General features: G+C 52.4%; 23 protein-coding genes. 8 read left to right on the top strand and 15 right to left on the bottom strand.

Translation table 11 applies throughout. From position 1 onward, the window contains the following. Positions 1-43 precede the first annotated feature (43 nt). The 6 genes from MIB40_RS14535 to MIB40_RS14510 form a co-directional block, all read right to left on the bottom strand. Positions 44-517: a pyrimidine dimer DNA glycosylase/endonuclease V gene (locus tag MIB40_RS14535; RefSeq protein ID WP_249695635.1), complete on the bottom strand. Its 474-nt coding sequence runs from the start codon at positions 515-517 to the stop codon at positions 44-46. An 81-nt stretch (positions 518-598) separates the two neighbouring features. Beyond that, entirely contained in the window at positions 599-1,669 is a 1,071-nt protein-coding gene (locus MIB40_RS14530) for a polysaccharide deacetylase family protein (RefSeq protein ID WP_249695632.1), read from the bottom strand. A gap of 202 nt (positions 1,670-1,871) precedes the next feature. Beyond that, positions 1,872-2,312 carry a lysozyme inhibitor LprI family protein gene (locus MIB40_RS14525; RefSeq protein ID WP_249695630.1) on the bottom strand — a complete coding sequence of 147 codons (441 nt, stop codon included), beginning with the start codon at positions 2,310-2,312 and terminating at the stop codon, positions 1,872-1,874. Positions 2,313-2,465: 153 nt separating this feature from the next. Beyond that, entirely contained in the window at positions 2,466-3,527 is a 1,062-nt protein-coding gene (locus tag MIB40_RS14520) for a sensor domain-containing diguanylate cyclase (RefSeq protein ID WP_249695628.1), read from the bottom strand. A 462-nt stretch (positions 3,528-3,989) separates the two neighbouring features. Continuing rightward, the gene (locus MIB40_RS14515; RefSeq protein ID WP_249695626.1) at positions 3,990-4,727 is read right to left on the bottom strand and encodes a dienelactone hydrolase family protein; all 738 of its coding nucleotides are present in this window, start codon (positions 4,725-4,727) and stop codon (positions 3,990-3,992) included. Between the two features lie 189 nt (positions 4,728-4,916). Further along, complete coding sequence (locus tag MIB40_RS14510) at positions 4,917-5,357, bottom strand: DMT family transporter (RefSeq protein ID WP_249695624.1); 441 nt, start codon at positions 5,355-5,357, stop codon at positions 4,917-4,919. A 24-nt stretch (positions 5,358-5,381) separates the two neighbouring features. Between MIB40_RS14510 and MIB40_RS14505 the strand changes: the two genes are divergently transcribed. After that, entirely contained in the window at positions 5,382-6,254 is an 873-nt protein-coding gene (locus MIB40_RS14505; protein WP_249695622.1) for a substrate-binding periplasmic protein, read from the top strand. A gap of 16 nt (positions 6,255-6,270) precedes the next feature. On the opposite strand, the gene MIB40_RS14500 is transcribed toward MIB40_RS14505, so the two are convergent. The 6 genes from MIB40_RS14500 to astE all read right to left on the bottom strand — a co-directional run bounded on the left by MIB40_RS14500 (position 6,271) and on the right by astE (position 12,964). Continuing rightward, entirely contained in the window at positions 6,271-6,702 is a 432-nt protein-coding gene (locus MIB40_RS14500) for a hypothetical protein (protein ID WP_249695619.1), read from the bottom strand. 2 nt (positions 6,703-6,704) lie between these two features. After that, positions 6,705-7,532 carry an enoyl-CoA hydratase-related protein gene (locus MIB40_RS14495; RefSeq protein ID WP_249695617.1) on the bottom strand — a complete coding sequence of 276 codons (828 nt, stop codon included), beginning with the start codon at positions 7,530-7,532 and terminating at the stop codon, positions 6,705-6,707. Positions 7,533-7,549: 17 nt separating this feature from the next. Continuing rightward, positions 7,550-9,757: an acetate--CoA ligase family protein gene (locus MIB40_RS14490; protein ID WP_249695616.1), complete on the bottom strand. Its 2,208-nt coding sequence runs from the start codon at positions 9,755-9,757 to the stop codon at positions 7,550-7,552. Positions 9,758-9,796: 39 nt separating this feature from the next. Next, a complete protein-coding gene (locus MIB40_RS14485) occupies positions 9,797-10,585 on the bottom strand; it encodes an enoyl-CoA hydratase/isomerase family protein (protein ID WP_249695614.1) in 789 nt (262 codons plus the stop codon). Between the two features lie 36 nt (positions 10,586-10,621). Then, positions 10,622-11,548 (bottom strand): MurR/RpiR family transcriptional regulator, encoded by a 927-nt coding sequence (locus MIB40_RS14480; protein WP_249695612.1) that lies wholly within the window; start codon positions 11,546-11,548, stop codon positions 10,622-10,624. A 363-nt stretch (positions 11,549-11,911) separates the two neighbouring features. Continuing rightward, positions 11,912-12,964 carry a succinylglutamate desuccinylase gene (gene astE, locus MIB40_RS14475; RefSeq protein WP_249695610.1) on the bottom strand — a complete coding sequence of 351 codons (1,053 nt, stop codon included), beginning with the start codon at positions 12,962-12,964 and terminating at the stop codon, positions 11,912-11,914. 244 nt (positions 12,965-13,208) lie between these two features. Here astE and MIB40_RS14470 point away from each other — a divergent pair, with 244 nt between their 5' ends. From MIB40_RS14470 to MIB40_RS14450, 5 genes are all read left to right on the top strand, one after another. Continuing rightward, complete coding sequence (locus MIB40_RS14470) at positions 13,209-13,541, top strand: DUF1289 domain-containing protein (protein ID WP_249695608.1); 333 nt, start codon at positions 13,209-13,211, stop codon at positions 13,539-13,541. 185 nt (positions 13,542-13,726) lie between these two features. Then, a complete protein-coding gene (locus MIB40_RS14465) occupies positions 13,727-14,635 on the top strand; it encodes a haloalkane dehalogenase (RefSeq protein ID WP_249695606.1) in 909 nt (302 codons plus the stop codon). 59 nt (positions 14,636-14,694) lie between these two features. Next, positions 14,695-16,440, top strand: a complete 1,746-nt coding sequence (locus MIB40_RS14460; protein WP_249695603.1) for a DUF1631 family protein — start codon at positions 14,695-14,697, stop codon at positions 16,438-16,440. Between the two features lie 15 nt (positions 16,441-16,455). Continuing rightward, the gene (locus MIB40_RS14455) at positions 16,456-16,797 is read left to right on the top strand and encodes a PilZ domain-containing protein (RefSeq protein ID WP_249695601.1); all 342 of its coding nucleotides are present in this window, start codon (positions 16,456-16,458) and stop codon (positions 16,795-16,797) included. Between the two features lie 296 nt (positions 16,798-17,093). Beyond that, positions 17,094-18,011, top strand: a complete 918-nt coding sequence (locus MIB40_RS14450; protein ID WP_249695599.1) for a pyridoxal-phosphate dependent enzyme — start codon at positions 17,094-17,096, stop codon at positions 18,009-18,011. 6 nt (positions 18,012-18,017) lie between these two features. Here the strand turns inward: MIB40_RS14450 and yfaE are convergent, their stop codons facing one another. The 3 genes from yfaE to nrdA form a co-directional block, all read right to left on the bottom strand. After that, on the bottom strand, positions 18,018-18,293 hold the full coding sequence (yfaE, locus tag MIB40_RS14445) for a class I ribonucleotide reductase maintenance protein YfaE (RefSeq protein WP_249695597.1): 276 nt from the start codon (positions 18,291-18,293) through the stop codon (positions 18,018-18,020). A 43-nt stretch (positions 18,294-18,336) separates the two neighbouring features. Beyond that, entirely contained in the window at positions 18,337-19,470 is a 1,134-nt protein-coding gene (gene nrdB, locus MIB40_RS14440; protein WP_249695595.1) for a class Ia ribonucleoside-diphosphate reductase subunit beta, read from the bottom strand. A gap of 72 nt (positions 19,471-19,542) precedes the next feature. Beyond that, positions 19,543-21,816 carry a class 1a ribonucleoside-diphosphate reductase subunit alpha gene (gene nrdA, locus MIB40_RS14435; RefSeq protein WP_249695593.1) on the bottom strand — a complete coding sequence of 758 codons (2,274 nt, stop codon included), beginning with the start codon at positions 21,814-21,816 and terminating at the stop codon, positions 19,543-19,545. Between the two features lie 770 nt (positions 21,817-22,586). Here nrdA and MIB40_RS14430 point away from each other — a divergent pair. After that, entirely contained in the window at positions 22,587-23,315 is a 729-nt protein-coding gene (locus tag MIB40_RS14430; RefSeq protein ID WP_406566468.1) for a response regulator, read from the top strand. A 76-nt stretch (positions 23,316-23,391) separates the two neighbouring features. After that, positions 23,392-24,981 (top strand): ATP-binding protein, encoded by a 1,590-nt coding sequence (locus MIB40_RS19765; RefSeq protein WP_249695587.1) that lies wholly within the window; start codon positions 23,392-23,394, stop codon positions 24,979-24,981. Positions 24,982-25,242 lie beyond the last annotated feature (261 nt).

Here is a 25,242-nt window from a genome sequence, read left to right as displayed (position 1 = left end):
TGAGCAGAGACACCTTTTTATCCTGGGAGGGGCTTGGTGATTGTTAGCCTTGATCGCTAAACCAATGAGGAGAAGAGCGCTTGGTCCATTTGGCAAACCTGACTTTGTCTCCCAGATAGAATTTCCGATACGCCAGGACGGCATTCCCTTCAACTTTGTAAGTTTCAGGCATGGCTTGTGCGAATGGGGTTAATCCGATCGCTGGAAAACGGTGCGGGGACAGGCTTGATAGAACCGCAATCGATTTGTGATCCACCTGTTTATCGTAGCGGTAGCGGTACTCTTTGTTGAGTTCGAGAGTCAGTTGTTTAAGCCAGAGAAAGTTGTCGTAGGATTCTTCGACCCATAACGTACACGGATGCTTTGCATGAGTTGATTTATAGGGCGTCGTAAAGCCTTTTTTGTTCAGTGCCGTGCATAGCAATTGAACACTTTCCAGAATCATTTTTACCACATGCTGGTCGCAGTGATATTGGGCGCATTTCTCTATGTCATCATCCAGAATAAAGATGTTCATAAGATCTTGTATGGGCAGCAGTTACCGGTGTTTTGCTTAATATACGGATCAATGCAGATACGGATCAGTCAAAAGGCCGTTCTATTGGTGCAGTTTCAGCTCTCGGCAGTTCACCCAGGTAACAGCCAGGTTTTCGGTCTGCTGTAGCAATCCTGATAAAGCGACGTTGCTTCTATCGTAAAGATCGTGGAAAAGAAGAATGCCATGGCGCCATAACAGCATCAGGGTGAACACTCGATCCTCAATTTGCCGGGCATTGAGTTTGGCATTCCAATCCTGACTATCGATATTCCACAGCATGGTACCTATGCCTTGTTGTGCGAGGTAATCGGTCATCGCCGCTGTTCTCTGGCCGTAGGGTGGACGATACCATTGAACCACCTTGGGGGGCACTGAGCTTGGTAAAGAAGATGACGTTGTTGATGACAGGGTTGCGATATGGTGCCAGGACTCGGCCATAGCAGTTTGCCATGCCAGAGTTTGGCTGTAGACGCGATGGCTTTGGCCGTGGGAGCCCAGACACTGACTGGAATACTGTGGGTAGCTCTCAGGCGAGCCAGTGCTGGTTAGGGCTTTTGCTCGATCTCCCAGTACAAAAAAGATGGCATTGCGATCAAAGGTCTCAAGCGTCTCCAGAACCATACCGGTTTGTGCGCCGGCACTGGGACCATCATCAAAGGTCAATAGAAAAGTACGGTCTGGCAGTTCAAAACCATTGATCTCTTGTGAGGATAGCGTATGAATTTCACTGCTAATCCTTGAGAACAGCACGGCAAGCCGTAACTGTTCGCGTATATAGTCATGATGAAACCCAGCCGATGCGGTCTGCCAATCTGCGTATTGAGCGGTGAGTGAAGACAGCTGGTTCTGTGCCACAGCTGTAAGGTCTCTATAGTCATCCACAGCAAGGCAGGCTTGAGCTTGGCAACTGTGACGATAATTAACCAGCAATCGTTGTCGAGTTTTGTTACTCCAGCGCTGAACCGATGGCAGGTCGACCGAAGAGATCCCGGTCAGTTCGGCAATTTGCGTTTCGTCTTTTAAGGGGCCGAGGGCGTTGAGTTGCTGAATAAAAGAGTACAGCTCATAACGGGAGGCACGGTTGAAACTGTGTGCGTCGTTGATCGGATCTGGCCAGAGGCTGCGATCCATAGTCGCCAGCTTGTTCGGGCCTGCCGCCCAGAGGGGGCAAGCCATAGGCAATAATACGAAAAACAGTATTGCGCGAATAACCCCCCTGATTGAAACCCTTGTCATGATGGCCTGAATGCCCCCGGATTGTGACAGGACATGGCTAAGCTCGTGAGGCTTTCATGTGCTTTTAACATGGTGAAGGAGGGCAGCTGAGGATGGTTTACTCGCGGCGTTTGTATTCCTGCAAGAGCAGATCGAAGTCCTGCGGGTTTTTATTCATTTCGGTAATGTAATACAGACTTTCGACAGTTCTGGCTTTGGTGCAGCCCAGATCCATAATGACCGAATCTTCCTGGATACTGGCACATTGGTCGTCTCGCTCACGAATCCAGGCCACCTGTACTTTCTTCAGGCGTTGTTTCTGGCCATCGCTGAGTGTTTTACGCAGCGCGATATAACGCTCGTTTAGGCTGGTATCGAGCAGATTGTAGACCTTGGAGGAACAGTACACCCGATCGTAATAATTTCGCGGGGAAACGCAGGCGGGCCATTTTTCTTCGACAATCTGTCGCTCTAAAGCCCGAAGTTGACTTTGTTTAACCGCTGCATGGGCTGGCAATACAACAAGTGACAATAGCAGTGCGTAGAGTGTGGTTTTCAAGCTAGATACCCTGATATGGAATGAATCAAAAGGTGTTCGTGAGGGGCTATGTTAGCAGGCGAAAGATCTACGTTTATCAGAGGAAGTTCACAGACTCCCAGTAAAACGTAGGAATAAAAAATCGACTCTAACCCCGACACGGAGTTAGAGCACTTATGATTCGGTGACCGGTGCCCTATAGTGAACCACTCGATTACGTCCCAGATCCTTAGCTTCAAAGAGTGCGTTGTCAGCTTTCTCAATAAGGTCATAGATTAGCTTGCTGATATCACCTGGCCGCTCATCACTGAAGCGGATATGGCAGGTACCAATGGAGACCGTTATAGGATCAGGGGTTATTGTGATCCTGGCAATGCTGTTCATGATTCGCTGGCAGACCACAGTACAGCCTTCCTGACTGGTATCGGGTAGCCATAGCAGGAACTCTTCGCCGCCAAATCGAGCCAGGTAATCATAATCCCGCAACGAGTCAGTAATCATTTGTGCTGTTGCTACCAGTGCTTCATCGCCCGTTTGGTGTCCATAGCGATCATTGAGTTGTTTAAAGTGATCGATATCGATCATGGCGAGGGTTCCTTCGCCGTTCTTTCGGCTGAGCTGCTTCATGCTTTTTTGCAGGCTCTTGTACATACCCCGGCGATTGGGAATCTGGGTCAGGCTGTCATAATTCGCGAGCAGTTTGAGCTTCTTGTTGAGGGCTCGTAGTTGCGCTTCCTGCTCTCGACGAACCAGTTCAGACTCAACCCAGGAGGCCATTAATTGCAGGGCATCGATATCAATATCTTGAAATTTTCTAGGGTAGGGGGTTGGGCTTGAAAAGTTTAAGGTGCCATAAAGCTCACCATTAAGGCGTATGGGAACCCCGATATAGGATTCGAGACCAAACGCCTTGTAGGCCGGGTGTGAGGCGTATTTGTCATCGGCCCCAACGTGCTCAATAGAGACAGGCCCCTGGGCCAAGCAGGTGATATGACAATAGGTTGAATCAAAATTGAAGCTGTCGCCCGGTTGCATGGGGACATCGGTTGGTGTCACGCAATGTTTCACAACATAGTTGCTTTGATCAATCTTCGATAAAATACCTATGTCCAGCTCAAAACGTTCCAGCCCCATTTGAAGCAATTCTATGATCTGCTGTTCAAAGCCTTTGTTATGATCGTGGGTGATCTGATACAGCCTGCGAATGACCTGTTCACTGCTTGAGCCAGATGTCATTGTTGTTATTCCTTAGTCACTAACCGTTTCGCTTCTTTTCAGTATTATAGATGGGCGAAGTGAATCATTGCTTTCAAGCCTACCATAACCAAGGGGCCAAAAGTCTTGCGTTTGATGCGCCAGGCAGGGCTGTTGCATGGCCTGAATTTGACCAAAAGTGGGCGGATTCTAGCAAGCAATCATACCAAGAGATGTCTATTGGGTATCGCTTTTACGATTATGACATGAGGTTATATTTGTTTATGGATCGACTATTTCACAGCTCGTGGATACTGCTTGCACTCTGGCAAGGTAGCCTTTTCTTTCGGCTAACCCTCGCCAGAATCTGATAGGCCGACATCAGGTATTGGAATACATAATGCCTCCATCATCTTCGTCAAGCCTATTACGCTTCCAATAGGCTTGACGGGAATGCCATTGATTCAGCAAATCCTGAGAATGACAGCCCCGAATGGCGTCACCTCACTTAAGCGTCGCCTGCAAATATTCCGAGAACCGGTTCCAGGACTTGGCGTCAGCATCGGCGCGATAGCGTTTGGAATCAAACACGGTAAAGGCATGGGGCGCACCGCTGTAGGTGATCATCTCATGGGCAACTCCCGCGGCTTCCAACTCATTGGTCAGAGCGGCAAACTGCTCCATGGGAATGGCGCTGTCGGCGGAGCCGTGCATGACCAGAATACTGCCCTGAGCCTTGCTGTAGTTTTGCCCGTCGGGGGTTTTCAGCCCACCATGGAAGGTGACAAATCCCTTCAGCGGTGATCCGGCTCGAGCCAGTTCCAGTACGGCGGCTCCGCCAAAGCAGTAGCCTGCAGCGACGGCGTTATCGGTATTGCCTCCAAGCTTGAGAGCCGCGGCCAGAGCACCATTCATCAGGGTGCGCATCTTTTCCCGGTCCTTGTACAGCTCACCGGTGTGTTGGCGTTTATCCTTGACTTCGGTGGGTCGTACACCTGCGCCAAAGAGGTCGGCGGCAAATACACTGTAACCCTGATCGGCCAGCATATGAGCGCGTTTTACTTCGTAATTGGTTAAGCCATCCCAGTCATGGATCAGCAAAATCAAGGGAGCGTTATCACCGGCGCTGACATAATAGCCCTCATAGGCTTGTCCGTTGATCTCATAATCGACCGGGCCATCTTTGGCCCAGGCTGGCAGGACTATGGCGCTGAGGAAAAGGAAGGGGATGAGCAATCGCATGGCACGGATCTCCTGAGGTGGCATAATAGAGGGCTATGGCGAATTTGACCGCAAACGGGTCGTTTACAGAGTGTAGATAGCCGATCGAAAGCTGACAAATAGGGAGAGGATAAACAGAGACTGGCGGCCACGGTTAGTTGGCCTGACAGGCGAGCAGGCCAGAGATCTAAAGAATATATCGACCTTGCCCTAGCGAATCAGGACCGCCACGCCAGTGATGATCAGGCCGATACCCGACAGCTGCTTCCAGTCGAAACTGCGTACGGTGCTGCCAAACAAACCGTAATGATCGATCAGAGCCGCCAATAGAAACTGCGCGGCGAGAATCAGGGTAAAGGCCTTGGTCATGCCCATTCGGGGTATGGTAAAGCCCAGACTGGCGACAATCACGAGGCCTAGCAATCCTGAGGTGTAAGCGTACCAAGGTGCATTTCCGATACCGTTAACCAGTTGCCCACCTTTCATGGCTACTATCATCAACAAGGCGACCAGGGCACCACTGGCGTAGGTGATGAACACACTTTCGGCGGTGCCTATTTGTCGGTCAAGCTGGCCCATAAACTGACCTTGCAAGCTGACCGCCGCGCCGCCAATCAGGGCGACTACTATCAGGAGCGTTTCGTTGTTCATTGATGTGATTCCATGAAAAACACCATGCTAGCTGCGGAACAATTTAATCGTCAACTGTCCATTGATCCCGAGTGGTTAGCGCCATGCTATTATCAGGGTGAAGGTCGAGACGATGGATCCAGTATGGGTTTCAAGCGGATAGTGAGATGTTGCCTGTTAATGGCGATCTTTTGCCTGTGTGGTGCGGTGAAGGCCATGCCCCTGACGACGGTGGCACAGGACAGTCGTCCGAAGTATATGCAGGATAATCAGGGGGATATGCAAGGAGTGGCGGTTGATATCTTGCGGGCTCTTGAGCAGCAAGACCCTGAGCTGAAGATCGAGGGCTACGATCGACTGGTGCCCCTGACGCGAATAAAGCGTATGCTCAAGGAGGGGTTTATTGACCTGTTTGCGGGGTTGGCTTATACCCCGGAGCGCGAGCGTGATTTTCGTTACCTGAAGCCCCCCCTCTATCGCTTACGTTACATCGCGGTAGTAAGAGCTGATTTCCCGCTGGATAAGGACAGGCTGGCAACCATCGAGGAATTGGCCAGTCAGGGTCGAATGATCAGCCTGTTTGGTACGGCGGCCAGTGATTATTTGTTGCGCAGGGGCATATCCGTTGACGATGGTGCCAAGAATGTCGAAGCCATGTTGCTCAAGCTGTTAGCAAAACGCGGCGATATTCTCTTTTATCACGACCTGGGTTTGTTGCACACGATCGATGAACTGGAATTGAACGATCAGGTGCAGGTCGTGAGCATGAGTTATCGAAGTTATGATCATTATCTGGTGGTATCAGAGCAGCTCGAGCAACCTTACCTCGACCGCCTGCAGCGTGCACTGCAGGCAATACATGACAATGGCGTCCTGGAAGCTATTGGCCAGCGATACCATTTAAAACCCGATCCCTGATTCAAGGCGGTGGAAACTATTCAGGCACCGCCAGTTTTATCTTTCGGCGGCCGTAACCGTGCTTGGAATCGTGGGCTCGTATATAGATTGTGTCGAGGCTGTTAGGCAAACGCACCGCGCTCAGGTTACGCGTAAAGGGTTGCTCATTCACATGAGGGTGCAGCAAGGTGCGAGTGGCCAGTATATTGCCCTCACCATCGAGTACCTCCCAGCGATTGGCGTAATGCTCCCAACCCTCGTCGGCGTGTTTCAGGGTCACACTTATGGTGAAGAAGCCGCTGCCCTGGGATTCGATAGTGGCACTGACCGGGGTGGGTTCATCGGCGGTGGTGTGAAAGGGAGCGGCCAGTAAAGCCGCTAATAACAGGGTTACCCGCAAAAAAACGGATCTTGGTTTAGCCTGTTCTGGCACGATATGAGGGCGAGCTAATAAATAAGATTTTGTCATCTTTACTTTCCCTGATACTGGCCTGGGCGCTTTTCCAGAAATGCATTGACCGCTTCCAGATGATCTTCGGTATTGTGGCACATGCCCTGAAAGCTCGCGCACAGACTGAGAAAATCTTCCAACGGTTGGCGCTGGGCCATTTTTAGCAGCCGTTTGGTCATGCGCAGCGTTTGTGGCGGTTTGGCGGCAATCGATTGTGCCAACTCCATAGCGCTTGGCAATAATTGTTCGGCCTCGACCACCTTGAGCAATATACCCAGTTCAAGAGCCTCATCGGCTTTGATCAGGCGGCCGCTGAGGGTCAGTTCGGCAGCCCGTTGATAACCGATCAGGCGTTGTAGGAACCAGGCGCCGCCATCACCGGGAATAATGCCCAGGTTGATAAAGGTTTCTCCCAATAGAGTATTTTCGCAGCCGATGCGCAGGTCGCACATGCAACTGAGATCGAAGCCCGCACCAATGGCTGGCCCGTTGACTGCAGCAATGACAGGAATTTCGGCCCGTTCCATTGCCAGCGGCATACGCTGGATACCTTCGCGGTATTTTTGTTGCACTTCCAGCACGCTGCCGCCAAAAGCTCCCTGTCGGTGTTCCCCGTCGCGCTCGGCCATCTCCTTGATATTGCCGCCCGCCGAAAATGCCGAGCCGGCACCGGTCATTACCAGTACGGAAATGTACGGGTTACGGTTAGCCCATTCGACGGTGGCGACTATCTCATCCACCAGGGCGGTGCCTGTAAGTGCGTTGCGGACATCATGCCGGTTAAAGGTAAGTAGCGCGACGCGGCCGTCAATGGTTAGCGTTGAATCCGTCAGCTGGGGTTGGTTCATAGCAGTTTCCCTAACAGTTATTGGGTCGACGTGTAAGCCGAAGTTGCTTGCTTGGCCAATGCTGGTGGCACCGGCTGGGTGGCGCTTTCGCCGAGTAAAATACGCACGTCGAGAATTTCCAGGCCCTTTTCATACAGGATCACGGGATTGAGTTCCAGCTCCTCTATCTCAGTGTGATACTCCAGCAGGCGTGATAAACGCAACATCAAATCGATCAAAGCCTTGTGATCAATCGCGTTGCTGCCTCTGACACCGCTCAGGATAGCCTTGGCGCGAATTTCGGCCAGCATCTCTGCGGCATCGTCCTGGTTGAGTGGCAGGGCACGGAAGCTGACGTCGCGCAGCACTTCGACATGGATGCCGCCGAGGCCGAACATCATCACCGGGCCAAACTGGGGATCACGGGTAATGCCCAGAATAATCTCGACACCGGGTCTGGCCATGGGTGATAGCAACACGCCGTCGAGTCGGGCGTCTTTCTGGTAGTTGCGAGCATTGGTCATAATATCGCCGAACGCCTGTTGCAGAGCCGGCAATCCACGCAAGTTCAGACGTACACCACCGGCATCAGATTTATGCACGATCTGTGGGCTGACCACCTTCATCGCCAGAGGATCATTGCTCAGACGCTGCATCGCTGAGTCGAGCTCATCAAGCGACTGAACCAATCGCGCCGATCCCGTCTGAATGCCATGTTGCATCAACAGTTCGCGCCCCCGGTCTTCGGTTACTACACGCTCGGCGTTGTTGGTAACTTGTTGCAGAATATCTCGGGCTCGAGACAGGTTGCGCTCGATCGGGTGTCGGTCAGGAACTACTTGTTGGCCTCGTTGTTGTACAACACCGTATTGCGCTAACGCGCTGATGCAATGGGCGGCGACTTCCACCGAGTCTTGTACCGGAATGTTGTTTTCTTCCAGCAGGCGCAGTGCTTTGGTGCGGTGGTGCTTGTAGACGCTGTGCAAAACCACCGGTTTTTTATAGTGATCTTGCAATGCCGTCAGGCTCATTGCTGTGCGTTCTTCCGTTGTCGCCAGAGTGCTGTTAAATCGCAGTTGATAACCCCCGAAAAGCCCAACCACTAACACGGCATCAACTCCGGGATCGGACAGCAGAAGTTCACAACCATCGGCAAAGAGCTCCGGGTAGTGGTCGCTGGCTCCGGCAAAGTCGACCGGATTACTGACCGGTGCCTGGGGACCCAGCAATGCTTGCAAACGCTGTTGAGTCGATTTTTGTAATTCGGCCAGCACCATGCCTCGATCGCTCAGTTCATCAGCGGCAATGGTGGCATGGCCACCGCCGTCGGCCAGTATGGCGATACGATTTCCACTTGCCGATGGCTGATAAGCCAGCGACTCCGCCACCGGTAATAAATGATCGGAACGCTCGACCAGAATGACCCCGGCCTGACGCATCACGCCGCGGCATAAAGTGATATCACCGGCCAGTGCGCCGGTGTGTGAGCGGGCGGCACTTTGGCCACTGGCAGTACGCCCCGATTTATAGAGTACGATGGGCTTATGAGCGCTTACCTGGCGCGCGGCCTGCAAGAAAGCATCGCCCTGGCGCAGCCCTTCGATATAGGTGGCGATTACTCGAGTATCCTTATCCTCGGCGAAATAGTGCAGGTATTCATGAAATGCGATTTCAGCCTCGTTGCCGACGCCAATGTAACTGCTAAAACCGAGCTGGGGATGGCGCAGACTCTCGGTGATCATCGACAGGGCCATATTGCCGGATTGCGACAACACACCGACGGGGCCGGAACGCAGGTCCTGAAAGCCGACCAGATTGCATTTTTTTGCGGTGTTAAATAATCCCGAGGTGTTGGGACCGACTAACCGCAAACCAAAGCGGCGAGCTGCACTCACGCAAGCCTGCTCCAGGGCTTCGCCAGCTGCCCCGGTTTCTGAAAAGCCACTGGCCAGTACGACCGCGCCTTTTACTCCGGCTTGACCGCACTGTTCGATGATGTCTGGAACCGTTGCGGCCGGCGTACAAATCAGTGCCAGGTCGGCGGCGAATGGCACATCACGGATGTTGGCATAACAGGTCAGGCCCCGAAGTTCGGTGAGCTTGGGATTGACGGGGTAAATATCACCACTGAACCCATCCGCCAGCAGTCGTGCGATGGCGTTGTAACCTCGCTTGGCGGGATTGTTGGATGCACCCACCACAAGGATGGAGTTGGGGGCGAGAAAACTGAGAGAGGCGCTGGTCATGGTGGGGACTCGTTGGTGAACCGTTGGTAAAGCAGGGAATCAGTGTCCCTGAAATTTGGGAGGGCGTTGTTCGGCGAAGGCATCGACACCTTCCTGCCAATCCTGGCTGGTGGCGCAAAAACTCATGCCTTCGAGTTCCGAGGTTAGGGCGGAATCGAAACTCTGGTTACCCAGCAGGTTCAGGTGACGTTTGGCCAGGGCCATCGAGATGGGCGCCTTTTCAGCCAATTGCCGGGAGTAGGTTAAGGCTTGTTCACGGAAATGCTCTTCATCCAGCCGTTGGTTGGCCAGCCCCAGTTTGACGGCGCGTTTGGCGCTGATGCGTTTACCACTAAAGATGAGTTCGCGTGCTCGGGCCAGCCCGACCAGGCGGGGCAATAGATAACTGACGCCGCCGCCAATAAAGGTACCAATACTGACCTCGGGCAAGCCCAGTTGTGCCTGTTTGCTCATCAGCAAAAAATCACACGCCATGGCCAATTCCGCCCCCGCACCGATCGCATACCCCTGCACCACGCAAACAATGGGTTTTTCCAGCGTGAACAGGCGTTTGCAAACCTGCTGTTCGCCAGCCAGATACTGGCGCTTGTCGAAGGCCGAACGCTCACCGCCGGCATGGGCTTTCATATCGGCTCCGACGCAGAACGCTCGTCCTTCCCCGGTCAGCATAATGACGCGAACGCTATCATCGGCTTCGGCCTGGGCCAGGGCATCGAGCAGTTCATCGTAGAGGGGTTTAATCACGGCGTTGAGGCGCTCGGGACGGGACAAGCGAAGTTCCATAATGGCGCCGTGGCGCAGGGCTTGAAGGTGCTGGTAATCGGTCATGACAGAGTGCTCAGTAAGATGGCGTAAAAGTAATACTCAGTATTGATCCTGAAGGTCGTCGATCAGTTGTTCCCGGTAACGTAGCGCGGTCGTGGCCTGGTCACCGAGGTAGCGGGCCGTTTGGCTTAGTAAGCCTTCGATCAAAACCATAAAGGCGGCCTGGCTGTTACTGAAAAAGACGCCGTCGGTCGGGGAGATAAACCGATAGCGGGCATAGGCTGCCAGGGGGGAGCTGTGAGAATCGGTAATGGCCACCAGTTCGATGCCATGACGATTTGCTAATTGGGCGACTCGAATGGTTTGCGCGCTGTAGGGGGCACAGCCGATCAGCACCAGCAGGTCGCCTTGGCGAAGTTTGCCCAGAGCGTGGGACAATCCCTGGCCTGGCGTGCCCAGCAGCTCGACGTCCTGACGTAGCATGCCCAGCGTGTAACTGAAAAAACTGGCCAGGCTATAGGACTGGCGCCGGCCAAATACAAACACTCGGGGGGCCTTGGCCAGTTGCACTACGGTTTCACGAACGGTGCGAGGATCCAGGTTGCGCGCCATGGCTTCGATATTGCCAAGCTCATCGCCCACCACCTGTTGCAGCAATTCGGTGTGAGGGCTGAGCGGCCGAGAGTCTGTGCCAAGAATGCCTTGCTCCAGCTGATCACTGTAAAAGTGACCGGGCCCCTGGGGCGATTCGCGAAACAGTTGCTGTAAGGCGTTAAAACCAGCGAAGCCCAGGTTTTGCGCTAACCGGGTCAGGGTCGATGGACTGATCGAGAAGGCTTCTGCCAACTCGCTGATATTGTGGGTGGAACTGAAGCGGGGGTTATCGAGCAGTTTACTGAGTACTTCTCGGGAACGTTTGCCCAGGCTCAGATCCAACTCTCCTCGCTGTAGACGAGCCGGGATCTGTTGCAGTTCCTTGAGGCTTGTAGCGGCGGGTGGCTGACGGGTTGCAGTCGGCGTATTCATGGTGGTAGATCCAGCCCATTTCGGACGTGGTGATTACAAAGGGTGATATTTAGTTGCATAAACTCTAGAAGGATGCTGCTGTGCCCGCAAATAAAATTTTCAAATATTGGTTAATGCAAAAATATTTGTATTAATAGAGCTGAAGGAGAGGCGGTGGAACTCCTTGGCTTGCTCTATCGGCTATTTTGAAAGGTTTTAAGTCGGTCTGGGGAATATGCGCAAATAGGTCGCAAACCAGCCTGCGGGGCTTGTGACCTAGAAGGGCTGTCTATGGGCAGGGTTGGTAGGAGCCAGGGAATTGATCGTGGCTATACCCTCGAATGTTTGGGGTCGAATTCGAGGGTGGCCTGGGCTGATAATCTGTCAGGACGTCTCGGATGCCGGGAACAGCTCAGAGGCTTCGGTTGTTTGGGCAATCAAGGCCGCCCGGGCGCCAATCTCGACCTTGGCATTGGGGAAAATGATATAGCCCGGGCTGTCCTGTATGTAGTAAGCATTATCTTCGTCGCGGCTGATCTGGCAGCCGGGCTCGAAGCGGCTAAAGTTGGGCAGGTCGTCGTCGAACAGCAGCTCAAAGTGTTCGCCTTGTCGAATCACCTCATCTCGAATGCGGAACAATTGCAACGACTCCAGCGCAGCCAGGGAGGGTTGTTGGTCTTGAATCAATGCAATCAGGTTTTGCTCCATGGCGAGTAAGCGTTCGGGGGCATTGTCACCAAACGGGCGTACTTTGCCGAGCTCCAGAGTAAAGCCATTAGCGCCGTGCTTATTGCTGCTGTACCAGGAAAAGGTTGGTGATGGCCGGTCCTGAAACAGAACCGCCTCGATGCCGCTGCCGGCTAAAAAACCCAACTGGTCACGATCCCAGGGGGGGGTGCGTGTATTGTGAGGGTAAACAGCAAATTTCTCGTATTGGCTGCCGCGAATGGCCGTGTGCAGGTCGTAATGCAAACGAGGCCCCTGGGCGCCGTCAAAAAACGCATCCACATGACCCATTAGGGTTTGTGCGCGGCGATGTTCGATACTGTTGCCCGGGGCGGGTTGCAATGAGAACAAGCGATTCAGGTTGGTATCAATAAAACGCTGACCCTGGCGCATTGCGGGAGGGTTGCCCAAGATCAGCAATAGCCGGCAGCAAAGCTTTAGCTCTCCGCCGAGCAATCGATTGACCAGACGATCGAGTAACTCAATGGGTGCCGTTTCATTACCGTGAATGCCGGCTGACAAGAGCAGACTGGGTTGACTTGTGCCTTGGGTCGCACTGGATTCGACCAGCAGCACCCCTTCATCAAGCAATTGAAAATTCACACCGTGGCGCTGCTCACTGGCTTGTCGCAAAGGGTTGCTGTTGTCCAGGGTTTGTTGCAAAAAGCCAATATTGGCATCGCTAAAAAGCGCAGCAGTTGCAGAGGGCATGGCAAATTCCTGTTCAATGATGGCTATATTGTAACCACTGTACAGTCCGTTGAGCAGAGGGAATGGCCAGACTGACGGGATTATGGCAATGTCCGGTCGCTTTCGTGCAAGCCGCAGAAGCACAGGATAATATGTAGACCGTTATTGCGGTCCCGTGGGGCGATAATGGTATCATCGTAGTACGTTAGCAGAGGGCCAGGCCTGATTTAGCTGGCCTAAAACATCAAGAGAAACAGCTGCTTTCATGACCACCGGTAATAACAAACCATCAACCGCGAACGATAACAAAGAACAGTTTGAGCTGTTTGATATCGATTCCCCTTGCCGCAGTATCTGCACGACCAATAATCGTGGATTTTGCGTGGGCTGTCTGCGCAGCCGTGATGAGCGCTTTAACTGGAATCAGATGACCCAAACCCAGCGTGCCGAAGTCATGGCGCTGTGCAAGCGTCGCCGGGCACGGATCAAACAGCGCATGGCCGATCGGGAAGAGGTGCAGCTCGACCTCTTGCTGGATAGCAATCATGCTCCTCTGATGGACGATCTGTTTGACCCACTGTTACCCGGTAGCGACTGACACCGGCATTTTTCCGCTATCGGCATTACTGTTTAAAAAATCTATATTCAGCGACCGTTTTGTGACGCATAAGCCGGATAACCACTCTGTCAGTTTGTAAACTGCCTGTGCTTGGAAAGACCATCATTGGTTGTGAGCAAACGACTATACTTCAAGCGTCGCCACCAATAAGGGAGACGTTTGGTATGGAGCTGTTGAGAACGCCTGATAGCCGCTTTTCCGATCTTGCTGACTATCCATTCATGCCACATTACGCCGAAATAGCCGATCCTGAGGGTAATCACCTGAGGATGCATTATGTTGATGAGGGGAAAGGGTCTGAAACCCTGTTGCTATTACACGGCGAGCCTTCCTGGAGCTATCTTTACCGGCATATGATCCCACCATTGGTGGCGGCCGGATATCGAGTCTTGGCCCCGGATCTGGTGGGGTTTGGGCGCTCCGATAAGCCCTCCCAGCGGTCTGATTACAGTTACCAGCGGCACTTTCAATGGCTGCAGTGCTGGCTGGAAGGGCTCGATCTGCAGGGGATAACCCTGTTTTGCCAGGACTGGGGCGGCTTGTTAGGGCTGAGGTTGGTAGCATCACAGCCAGGGCGATTTGCCCGTGTGGTAACCGCGAATACCTTTTTGCCCACAGCAGAAAGCCCACCAGGCGAGGCGTTTTTGCAATGGCGACAGTTTTCTCAAGAGGTACATTGTTTCGAGGTAGGGGAAATGGTCCAAATGGGCTGTACACGCGCGCTGACGGCACAAGAGCTGGCAGCCTATGATGCACCCTTTTTAAATGAGTCGTACAAGCAGGCTGCGAGGCAGTTTCCTGTTTTGGTGCCTGTTGAAACGAACGATTCTCAGGCTATGGTTAACAGGGATGCGTGGAAACAGCTTGAGCAATTTCCGGGGGCTTGGTTAACTTTGTTTTCTGATGGCGACCCTATAACAGCCGGAGGTGATAAAGTATTTCAGCAGCGCATCCCCGGTTGTCAGGGGCAGCCCCATCGACTGATGTCAGGTGGGCACTTTTTGCAGGAAGATTGCAGCGATGCATTGTGTAGCGCGATTATTGATTTTATCGAGCAGAATCCGAAGTCATAGATTTTGGGTTCGCTGTTGCTTGGAGAGAAGGGTAATTGATTCGAAGTGGGGGAGTTGCTTTGAGCGTTGATCAAAGCAGAGTGGATAAGTTAGCCGCCTGGCTGACCAAGCTGGACTCGGGTAACGGAGATTTGCTGTTATCTGAGAAAGTGCTGTCGATTTTCAATCAGCAGAAAGTGACCATGGCCCAGCAGGAGGAGGAAGCCTTACGTCTGTGTGCCATGTTTTTTGAGTCACTGAATCAATGGCAAGAGTTGCCAGCGGTGGTGCGTGAGCCACTAAAATTGCTGGAATTGCCCTTTATGGTTCTGGCGTTAAAAGAGAATCTGTTTGCAAAAGACTCTCTGCATCCTGCGATGCTGTTTGTGCGCAAGCTCTGTTGTGCGGGCTATGGTATAGACCACGAGGATACAAGGTCCCCAATTGTTGTCCAGCTAACGCATCTTTGTGCCACGCTTCACGATAATGATGTGACTTCTGCTGGCGAGTTCGAAGCGATGGGCGCCGTCATTGATCAGCAATTGGAAAAGATTGAGCAGCGAGCTGAAAAAATTGTTCAGCGAATGAGTGATTCGGAAATTGGTCATGCCCTCGCCCAGCAGGCACAGCGCACATTAAGTGAAACCTATAACAAGATCTTTTCCGGTAAGGAGCTGCCAGCCGAGCTCGCCCTGGCGATGGAGGAGCACTGGTGTAATTCAATGCGCCTGATTTGTTTACAGCAAGGTTCTGCCAGCACGGATTGGACTCGAGGTGTTCGCTACGCCCAGTTTTTAACTCGCATCATTGGTTGTCGTGATGATCCGCAAAAAAAGCAGGCGCTCTACAATACCGTGGACCTGGTTATCAATAATTCCCACGATGTCTTTCTTTCCTTACATCGTGACCCGGAGCAGTTAGAAACGTTATGTACAGAGATTTCCGAATGCCTGATGGGCATGTTGCGCGGTGAACCTGTCGAGTTACAGCCCATGTTTGCGATGGAAATCGAGAGCAGCGACGAGTGGGTTCCAGACACTTTGCGACAATCTCACCTGCAACAAGTTGATGAGCTGCGTGAAGGCGATTGGGTGAATTTGTTTGATGAGCAAGGTAATGCCCGCTTTTGTCGATTGGCGGTTCGTATAAATGAAGGACAGCAATTTATTTTTGTGAATCGTCAGGGGATGCGCCTCAAGGATATGAGCCGAATCGAACTGGCTATAGGTATACAGCAAGAGGTTGTGAAATTACTCGGTGGTATTGAACGGGTTGAACAGCACTTTGATCAGCAGCTGGAGCATCTTGCCCAAGTTGCAGCGCTGCATCGAAAACGCATGCAAGAAGCGAAACTGCGGCTGGAAGAAGAGGAGCGTGAACGTTTCGAACAAGAGCAGCGACGTCGTGCCCAGTTGATGGCCAAGGCGAGAACGGAAGCCAAGGCGAGAGCGGTACAAAAAGCCGAAGATGAGAAACGCCGGGCAGCCGATCGGCAGCGCCAGATCGAGGAAGATAAGGTTCGTGAAGAGGACAAACGCCGTCAAAACACGTTGAATCTGGCGCGCTCCCTGCCGACGGGATCCTGGTTGGAGCAGCGTTCTGGCGAGCAGCGGATAAAATTAAAACTGGCCGTGATTAGTAAAGCCGACCAGCAACGGGTTTTTGTTGACCGTTCTGGTAACAAGCAATTGAGCCTTAGTGAACAAGAATTGGCAGATCAATTACATCAAGGATCTCTGATCGTCATCGAAAGTGGTGATGATTTCAGCTCGGCTCTGGCGACTGTTGTCGGGGGGATTCGCAATGAACAACAGCGCCGCATGTAGGGGAGTCCGAGAGTGATGAACCTGACCAAGAATGATAATAAACGTTTTCAGGAACGTCTCGATAGACAAGTCGATATTTATGTTGAACTACCCGATAACCTTGGCAAGGTAGAGATTGTTTTGTGCCAGAGTCTTGATATTTCTCCGGCGGGTATTCGTGTCAATATACGTGATCCGCTACCGGTTGCTGTGGTGCTCGATGTGTGTGCTGAAATGGACGGTGCACGTTATTTTCTTAAGGGCGAGGTAAAGTGGCAGCACCAGGTAGGTAATCTATTGGAAACCGGGATGGAACTCTACGATGCCAGCGATAGTGATTTTGAGCTCTGGCAGCAGCTTTTTCTTACTAACGAATAAATTGATCCGTTTCGACTATCCAGGATCCCTGATGGATCAATGAATCTTCACTGCGTAGCTGGCCGAGTCTCCTTCGCTTTTTCTTTCCCCCTCCTTTGCTGTTTCTACTTGTCTGATCTTTGTTGCTGTCGGTACACTGCACCCTGTAACACCTCTATTTTTTTCATTGTTAAGATCTCGACGATTTCTCGATAATTTTAAAACGCCTTCTGGTCATGGCCATCAATAATGTCCCCATGTTTTGTCTTGGGTGAGACGGTTTTCTGGAAGCACTGTTGAATCATAAGGTCCATGATATGAGTCATTTGCATATAAGAACCCCACTTCTGGAATCGATCCCGTTGAGCCAAAAAACAGGTACACGAGTCTGGCTGAAGATGGAAGCCTTGCAGCCCAGTGGGTCGTTCAAATGCCGTGGTGTCAGTCTGGCGTGCCAGCATTATGTGGCTCAGGGTGCGACCTCCCTGGTTGCATCTTCGGGCGGAAATGCCGGGCTTGCGGTGGCCTATGCGGGCCGGAAAATAGGGGTTCCGGTGACGGTTGTTGTGCCGGAAACGACGAGTGCTCGGGCTATTGAATTGATCAGGCTACAGGGTGCTGAGGTGCGTGTAGAGGGCAAACGCTGGAACCAATCCCACGAAGTTGCTTTGCAGTTAGCTGAACAGGGTGGCGCTTATATTCATCCCTTTGACGACCCCTGGTTATGGCAAGGCCATGCCTCCATGATCGATGAGGTAGTGGAGCAGGGTGTACGTCCCGGATTGGTAGTGTTGTCGGTGGGTGGTGGTGGTTTACTTTGTGGCGTGATCGAAGGATTACGCAGAAATACCGCAGAACAGACGCCGGTCTGGGCGGTGGAAACCGAGGGTGCGGCTTCATTTCATCATGCGTTGAGCCAAGGCAGGCTTGAAGGTATTGACGAAATAAAATCGATTGCTACCTCGCTGGGCGCACTCTGTGTCTCGGAGCGTGCTTTTGAATTGTCCCGGCAACACCCTGTGCAAAGCCGATTGGTCAGCGATCAGCAGAGTATCGAGGCTTGTATGCGATTACTGGATGAACAGCGGGTATTGGTCGAGCCGGCATGCGGGGCGAGCCTAGCTGCACTTTATGAGCACACAGGCCCTCTAGGCATTGATGGTGATGTTGTCGTTATCGTCTGCGGCGGCGTGGGGACTGGCCGCCAGCAGTTAATGGAATGGTGGCAAAACTAAGGCACCTTAACCCGTTTTACGCTGGCTTTCCGGAATTTCAATGGTGATATCGCTCTGTGCACGACAGCAGCAGGGCAGGATACGACCCGGTGGCACAAAGGCCACTGGCTCCTGATCGTAGGCGACATCACCCGACAGTAAATCCACCTGGCAGGCGCCGCAAAATCCCTGCCGGCACTGATAGTCAATTTCAATGCGTTCACTCTCCAGCGCTTCCAGCAGGGATTGCCCCTCACGGGGCATAAAGCTGAAACCATCCATGACCTTGACGATATGTGTCATTTTTTCGCTTCTTGTTTTTGCAGGGGTTGGTTAAAGGGCTTTTTTATAAGGCAAAGTCACCGAAGTCTTCTCCGTCAACATCGCTGTCGATGGCACCAACCAGGTATGAAGTGATTTCGGTCTCTTGTGGAGCTACCTGCACATTATCACTTACTAACCAGGTGTTCATCCAGGGTAGCGGGTTGTTGCTTACCTCGTATTGAGGCGTCAGGCCAATCTGCTGCATTCGCTGATTGGCAATGTATTCGACATACTGTTTGAGGATTTCAGCATTAAGTCCGATCATGGAACCATCCCGGAACAGGTAGTCGGCCCAGGCTTTTTCGTCCCGCACAACTTCATCAAACATCTGGTAGGCCAGCTGTTCGTTATCCCGAAGGATTTCGGCCATTTCCGGATCATCCTTGCCAGTGCGCCAGTTATTGATGACGTGCTGGCCAGCGCTGGTGTGCAAGGCCTCGTCACGGGCAATCAGTTTAATGATCTTGGCGTTACCTTCCATCAGGCTGCGTTCGGCGAACGCGAAACTGCAGGCAAAGCTGACGTAAAAGCGAACGCCTTCCATAATATTCAGGCTGAGAATGGCCAGAAACAATTTCTTTTTCAGCTCTGGTAGTGCGATCTCTTTAGATTCACCATTAATGCTGTGGTTGCCTTCACCTAACAGATTAAACCAGCTGGTGTATTCGATCAGGTCGTCGTAGTACCGGCAAATTTGGGTCGAGCGTTCAACGATTTCGTCAATTTCGATAATACCATTGAAGACTTCGGTCGGGTTATCAAACACATTACGAATAATGTGCGAGTAAGACTTGGAGTGAATCGCCGATTCCACCGCTGAAAACAGCTCATACATTGCTTCGAGTTCGGGCAGTGATACCGCGGGTAGGGTAGCCATGGCGATAGAGCGTCCAGCTGCCGCATCGGCCAAGGTCTGGAAGCGTAAATTGGACAGAAAGATATGGCGCTCGTGTTCGGGAAGCGATTGGAAATCCAGACGATCCTTGGAGACATCGATCTCTTCGGGACGCCAGAAAAACGACAGTTGCTTGTCGGTCAGTTTCTCAAAGATAGGGAACCGCTGTTCGTCAAAGCGTAATACGTTGACCGGTTCGCCCAGAAACATGGGCTCTTTTAACTGGTCGTGTTGGGTAGTGTTGAAAGTGGTGTAACGCATATGGGTTTCCGTTGTGTTCGCACGGGTGCGCCTGGCGCACCCGATACTGTGGCTTGATGCAGGGTTTGCTCGCTAGATTTTGCAAGCACCGCCAGCGCAGCCGTCATCATCTTCTTCGCCGTGGCTGTCTTCAGCCCCGTCGTGAGTGTTGTGGTAATAGAGGGTTTTAACCCCCAGTTTGTAGGCGCTTAACAAATCCTTGAGCAGCAATTTCATGGGCACTTTATTGCCTTCGAAGCGCGACGGGTCGTAATTGGTATTAGCGGAAATCGTCTGATCAATAAATTTCTGCATGATCGCCACCAGTTGCAAGTAGCCGTCGTTGCTGGGGATATCCCATAACAGCTCGTAGTTGTCCTTGCAGTTTTCGTAATCGGGTACCACCTGCTTGAGAATGCCATCCTTGCTTTGCTTGACGCTGACAAAGCCTCGCGGTGGCTCGATACCATTCGTGGCATTGCTGATCTGGGAGGAGGTCTCCGAAGGCATGAGTGCGCTTAATGTGCTGTTGCGCAAACCGTGCTGCTTGATGCTTTCACGCAGACCTTCCCAATCGTATTGCAGGGGTTCGTTACACACCTCGTTGAGGTCCTGCTTGTAGGTATCGATCGGAAGAATGCCCTGGGCGTAACGGGTTTCGTCAAATTTGGGGCAAGCGCCCTGTTCCCGAGCCAGCTCGTTGGAGGCCTTGAGCAGATAGTACTGAATGGCTTCAAACGTCTGGTGAGTCAGACCATTGGCGCTACCGTCGGAGTATTTAACACCATTTTTGGCCAGATAGTACGCGTAGTTGATGACGCCAACGCCAAGGGTGCGGCGAGCCATACTGGCACTTTTAGCCGCAGGAATCGGGTATTCCTGATAGCTTAGCAGGCTGTCCAAAGCTCGAACGATCAAGTCTGACAACTCACCCAGTTCATCGAGGTTTTCCAAAGCGCCCAGATTAAAGGCAGCCAGGGTGCAGAGGGCGATTTCACCGTCGGCATCATCGACGTGATTCAATGGTTTGGTCGGCAGCGCGATTTCCAGGCACAGGTTGCTCTGGCGGATCGGTGCTTTCATTGGATCGAACGGACTGTGTGTGTTGCAGTGGTCGACATTTTGCAGATAGATACGGCCGGTATTGGCACGTTCGGCGGCAAACATCGAAAACAGCTCCACGGCCTTGATGGATTTCTTGCGAATGCTGTCATCCTGCTCGTACTTGAGGTAGAGCTCTTCAAACTTGTCCTGGTCCTGGAAGAAGGCATCGTATAGGCCGGGAACATCAGAGGGGCTGAACAAGGTGATATTGCCACCCTTGATGAGGCGCTGATACATCAGTTTGTTGAACTGCACGCCGTAATCCAGATGGCGAACCCGGTTTTCCTCGACGCCACGGTTGTTCTTCAATACCAACAGTGATTCCACTTCCAGGTGCCACAAGGGGTAGAACAGGGTGGCGGCACCACCACGTACACCACCCTGTGAGCAACTTTTAACCGCCGTCTGGAAGTGTTTGAAGAAAGGGATGCAGCCAGTGTGGAAGGCTTCACCGTTACGGATGGGGCTACCCAATGCACGAATGCGCCCAGCGTTGATGCCGATACCGGCCCGTTGGCTGACGTATTTTACGATCGCGCTTGAAGTGGCGTTAATTGAATCCAGGGAGTCACCACATTCAATCAATACGCAAGAGCTGAACTGACGTGTTGGAGTGCGTACACCCGACATAATGGGGGTCGGCAGGGACAGCTTGAACAGGGAAACGGCGTCGTAAAAACGACGAATGTAGTCCATGCGGGAGGCTTGCGGATAACTGGCGAAGAGACAGGCGGCGATCAGCACATAAAGAAACTGAGGGCTCTCATAGTATTCGCCGGTGACGCGGTTCTTGACCAGATATTTGCCTTCCAGCTGCTTAACCGCAGCATAGCTGAAATTCATGTCACGGCTGTGGTCGAGGAAGCCGTTCATGGTATCGAACTCTTCGACACTGTAGTCGGACAGCAGATGGGCGTCGTAGCGCTTCATATCGACCATTTTGCTGACGTGGGCGTACAGGCTCGGAGGCTCAAAGTCACCGTAGGCTTTCTTACGCAGGTGATAAATGGCCAGTCGAGCGGCCAGGTACTGATAATCCGGAGCTTCACGAGAAATCAGGTCGGCAGCCGACTTGATAATGGTTTCATGAATTTCAGAGGTGGTGATCCCTTCGTAAAACTGGATGTGGGATTTCATTTCCACTTGAGAGACGGAGACGTTGTTGAGCCCCTCAGCCGCCCAATTGATAACGCGATGTAATTTTTCCCAGTCGAGGGATTCTTTGCGGCCATCACGCTTGGTTACCAGTAGATTGGTGGTCATTGATTGTAGTACCTGAGTAATAAATTAAAACACAACATATAGTGTTGTGCAGATCCTTGATGCGTAACTGAAGCAAGCGCGACTCTAGCCTGTAACGCCTTAACAAGACTATGCCTGTCGCTGTCCTGACTCGCTTGAGTTCGCTGCACATCCCCGACTGGCGTGGTGGATGGCCTGCTGTACGCTCTCCTTGTTCAGCAGTGGTGCTGAAAACTCCATGGGTGCACTATAAATGCCTTTGTGTTTGCCGATTGGTGCACAAGATATAGTGGCTGACTAAGCGATTGGCACAAGATAATGCGTGTTGGGGTCGAATGCAAGCCGAGTATGTTGGGTGTATCTTGTGGATAAGGTGTGGGTGAATGTCGATGTTAGTGGTTACCAACAGTGAGTGCCCTGGTGTTGGTGGGCCTGTCTGGAGAACGCGCTTATAAACTGAAATTCAGCTTAGAATTAAAGCTTGGCAAGCAGAGCGACCAGTTCTCATTTATGGCATCAGGGCTATCAGGATAAACCACTATATATAGTGGTGTTGCTTCGTGCTAAATGGCGTGTTTTTCATGTCGTTTTTTTCAGTTTGTGCTGTTTTTATACCCCTGCCTGTTCGAAGTCTTAATTGCGGCCATATTGTAGTTGGCAGTTTCGCGGTAATGGTCTGTATACAAGGCTTGCGATAGGATAATCTATCCCTCTTTGTAGTCTGTGGCGGCTTGAATTTGCTGTGCCGGGCTACACAATTTTTGCATTCATAACCGAGGATGAGCGCGCTCGTGGAAACAACGGAAACAGGTCGAATCCTGATTGTCGAGGATGATGAACGTCTTGCCGAGTTAACCAGGGAATATCTGGAAAGCAACGGTTTGAGTGTCGGTGTGGAAGGGGACGGTGCCAAGGCCGTGGATCGAATCCTTGATGAACAACCGGATCTGGTGGTCTTGGATTTGATGCTACCCGGCGAGGATGGCGTCTCCATTTGCCGCAGGGTGCGCCAGGGCTATCAAGGTCCGATCCTGATGCTGACCGCCCGAACCGATGACCTTGATCAGGTGCTGGGTCTGGAGATGGGGGCGGATGATTATGTTTTTAAGCCCGTTCGCCCCCGTGTGCTGCTGGCTCGGGTCAGAGCCCTGTTGCGCCGTAGCAATGCGCCCCAGAGCGAAGAAACAGAAGCCGCAGACGATCAATCCCGACTCAGTTTTGGCAAGCTGGTGGTCGATAGCGCCATGCGTGAGGCCTGGTTGAATGAAGAGAGCATCGAACTCACCAGTGCTGAGTTTGACCTGCTATGGCTGCTGGCCAGCAATGCGGGTCGCGTGTTAAGTCGTGAAGAGATTTTCTCGGCCTTGCGTGGTATTGAGTACGATGGTCAGGATCGTTCGATCGATGTCCGGGTGTCCCGTATTCGACCCAAAATCGGCGATGATCCCATGCATCCCCGGCTTATCAAGACGGTTCGCAGCAAAGGCTACCTGTTCGTCAAGGAAGCGGCTCCGGTCTGATACTCGATAGGCTCGCTAGCCGAGGGTACTTAAGCTTGTCGGCTATTAATGCTGTTATTAACCGGTTGGATCCCTTGTGACCAGTATTTTTCTGCGCATATACGGTGGCCTGCTCTTTACCCTGGTTCTGGTGGCTGTGCTCTCAGCGCTTGCGGTAAATATCATCAATGGTGTGCGTCTGGCAGATTATCGCCAGGATATGGCGCGCGGCACCTTCAGTCTGGTGGCTGAGGCTTTGCAGCAACTGCAGCCAGACCAGCGCCCGTCAGAGTTGGCCCGGCTCGAGGTGATTCTGGGGGTCGAATTGGCATTGATCCCCCATTGGGAAACCAGTCTTGATGCAGAGCAATTAGCCAAGGCGGAGAATGAAGGGCTGTTACTCGAGATGGACGAGCAGACCCGCGGCAGAATCTTTGTGCCACTGAGCGATGGCATGTTACTGCGTGCCGAAATCAAAACCCTCACCGAGCAGCTGGCCTACGGTACATTGCAGTTATTACTGGATCGATTGTATCCCCTGGCGGAAAGCGAGCGCGCCCAGCACCTGGAGACATTACAGCAGCGTTGGTTTGCGTTTCCAATGCAGCTGGTCGACCCCGAGGAGTCTGAGCTGAGTGATCCTCAGCTGCTGCGTCTGGCGAGCGGTCAAACCTTGACCAAGCTGGGACGTGATGCCGGTTCGGTGATGTTTTATGCACCACTGAATGATGAGCAGCGCCTACTGCAGGCCGGGCCTCTGGGTTTGTTTGAGTTGTACCCCTTCAAGCTATTGCTGAGTATCGTTCTGTTTATGTCGACCTCTATTTCGTTTGCGATCTATGTCCTGGTGCGGGGACTGGAGCGTCGACTGCGCAAGCTGGAAAGTGCGGCCACCCATATTTCGCGCGGCAACCTGGAAGCCAGGGTACAGCTACGAGGCGCAGATTCGGTGGGCCGTCTGGCGCTGGCCTTTAATGGTATGGCTAGCCATATAGAGCGTTTGCTGAGTATTCAGAAAGAGATGATTCGGGCCGTCTCCCATGAATTGCGTACCCCGGTGGCACGACTTCGGTTCGGCCTGGAGATGGCCGCTGACGCCACCACGGAAGAACAAAGGGAGCGTCAGTTGCAGGGCATGGATAATGATATTCAGGAACTCGATACTCTGGTGGATGAGATCCTGACCTATGCCAATCTGGAACAGGGCGCGCCAGTTATTCATTTCCGGCGTGAAGACGTTGATGACATTCTCGATCAGGTGGTCAGGGAGCAAAGTCAGACCAACCCTGATATTTCGATTCAGCACAAACGCAGTCAGCTACCGGAGCTGATGCGCAAAGCCGAAGTCGAGCGACGCTACATGCACCGTGCAGTGCAGAACCTGGTTGGCAATGCTTGCCGTTACGCCAACAGCACGGTGCGGGTCAGTTACCACCTCAATGTCGAAAACTGTCGTATTGATGTGGAGGATGACGGCCCGGGTATTCCCGAGGATCAATGGGAGAGGGTCTTTACGCCCTTTACACGCCTGGACGATAGCCGTACTCGTGCTTCGGGAGGTTATGGTCTGGGGTTGTCTATCGTACGTCGTATTGTGTATTGGCATAATGGCCGGGCGCTGGTGGGACACAGTGATCTGGGTGGTGCACGTTTCAGTATTGTCTGGCCCCGTAAGCAACGTCGCTAGTGCTCACCTGATGTCATGGAAGTGTGTTGAACGCTGTTCGAATGCATCCCTGCACTCTGTTTTCATGAGAAATAGCCTCGGTTAAGACCCCAGGTCGCCATCGTTATTCCGCTTGCTTGTGCTCTTTCCCGGGTTGGGTGACACTGGAACGGTTGATCGGGTAAGGATTAAGGCACCTCTGATTAATTCGGATAGATCTCTGCGGATCCTAAAATGGTTTTTATCAAGGCGAAGCTCGCCGTTCATGTCGAGACCTGAACA

Origin of the sequence: Aestuariirhabdus haliotis (genome assembly GCF_023509475.1) — a bacterium.
In the GTDB taxonomy this organism is placed as follows: Bacteria; Pseudomonadota; Gammaproteobacteria; order Pseudomonadales; family Aestuariirhabdaceae; genus Aestuariirhabdus; species Aestuariirhabdus haliotis.
This window is presented reverse-complemented; position numbering and strand designations above follow the sequence as displayed.

Bases quoted from the DNA above. Each gene is read 5' to 3' on its own strand.
- MIB40_RS14480 (WP_249695612.1), bottom strand. From the start codon at position 11,548: ATGAATACGCCGACTGCAACCCGTCAGCCACCCGCCGCTACAAGCCTC.
- MIB40_RS14455 (WP_249695601.1), top strand. From the start codon at position 16,456: ATGAACCTGACCAAGAATGATAATAAACGTTTTCAGGAACGTCTCGAT.
- MIB40_RS14495 (WP_249695617.1), bottom strand. From the start codon at position 7,532: ATGAACCAACCCCAGCTGACGGATTCAACGCTAACCATTGACGGCCGC.
- MIB40_RS14450 (WP_249695599.1), top strand. From the start codon at position 17,094: ATGAGTCATTTGCATATAAGAACCCCACTTCTGGAATCGATCCCGTTG.
- MIB40_RS14535 (WP_249695635.1), bottom strand. From the start codon at position 517: ATGAACATCTTTATTCTGGATGATGACATAGAGAAATGCGCCCAATAT.
- nrdA (WP_249695593.1), bottom strand. From the start codon at position 21,816: ATGACCACCAATCTACTGGTAACCAAGCGTGATGGCCGCAAAGAATCC.
- MIB40_RS14505 (WP_249695622.1), top strand. From the start codon at position 5,382: ATGCTAGCTGCGGAACAATTTAATCGTCAACTGTCCATTGATCCCGAG.
- astE (WP_249695610.1), bottom strand. From the start codon at position 12,964: ATGCCCTCTGCAACTGCTGCGCTTTTTAGCGATGCCAATATTGGCTTT.
- MIB40_RS14490 (WP_249695616.1), bottom strand. From the start codon at position 9,757: ATGACCAGCGCCTCTCTCAGTTTTCTCGCCCCCAACTCCATCCTTGTG.
- MIB40_RS14510 (WP_249695624.1), bottom strand. From the start codon at position 5,357: ATGAACAACGAAACGCTCCTGATAGTAGTCGCCCTGATTGGCGGCGCG.
- MIB40_RS14470 (WP_249695608.1), top strand. From the start codon at position 13,209: ATGACCACCGGTAATAACAAACCATCAACCGCGAACGATAACAAAGAA.
- MIB40_RS14465 (WP_249695606.1), top strand. From the start codon at position 13,727: ATGGAGCTGTTGAGAACGCCTGATAGCCGCTTTTCCGATCTTGCTGAC.
- yfaE (WP_249695597.1), bottom strand. From the start codon at position 18,293: ATGACACATATCGTCAAGGTCATGGATGGTTTCAGCTTTATGCCCCGT.
- nrdB (WP_249695595.1), bottom strand. From the start codon at position 19,470: ATGCGTTACACCACTTTCAACACTACCCAACACGACCAGTTAAAAGAG.
- MIB40_RS14485 (WP_249695614.1), bottom strand. From the start codon at position 10,585: ATGACCGATTACCAGCACCTTCAAGCCCTGCGCCACGGCGCCATTATG.
- MIB40_RS14500 (WP_249695619.1), bottom strand. From the start codon at position 6,702: ATGACAAAATCTTATTTATTAGCTCGCCCTCATATCGTGCCAGAACAG.
- MIB40_RS14520 (WP_249695628.1), bottom strand. From the start codon at position 3,527: ATGACATCTGGCTCAAGCAGTGAACAGGTCATTCGCAGGCTGTATCAG.
- MIB40_RS14530 (WP_249695632.1), bottom strand. From the start codon at position 1,669: ATGGATCGCAGCCTCTGGCCAGATCCGATCAACGACGCACACAGTTTC.
- MIB40_RS14515 (WP_249695626.1), bottom strand. From the start codon at position 4,727: ATGCGATTGCTCATCCCCTTCCTTTTCCTCAGCGCCATAGTCCTGCCA.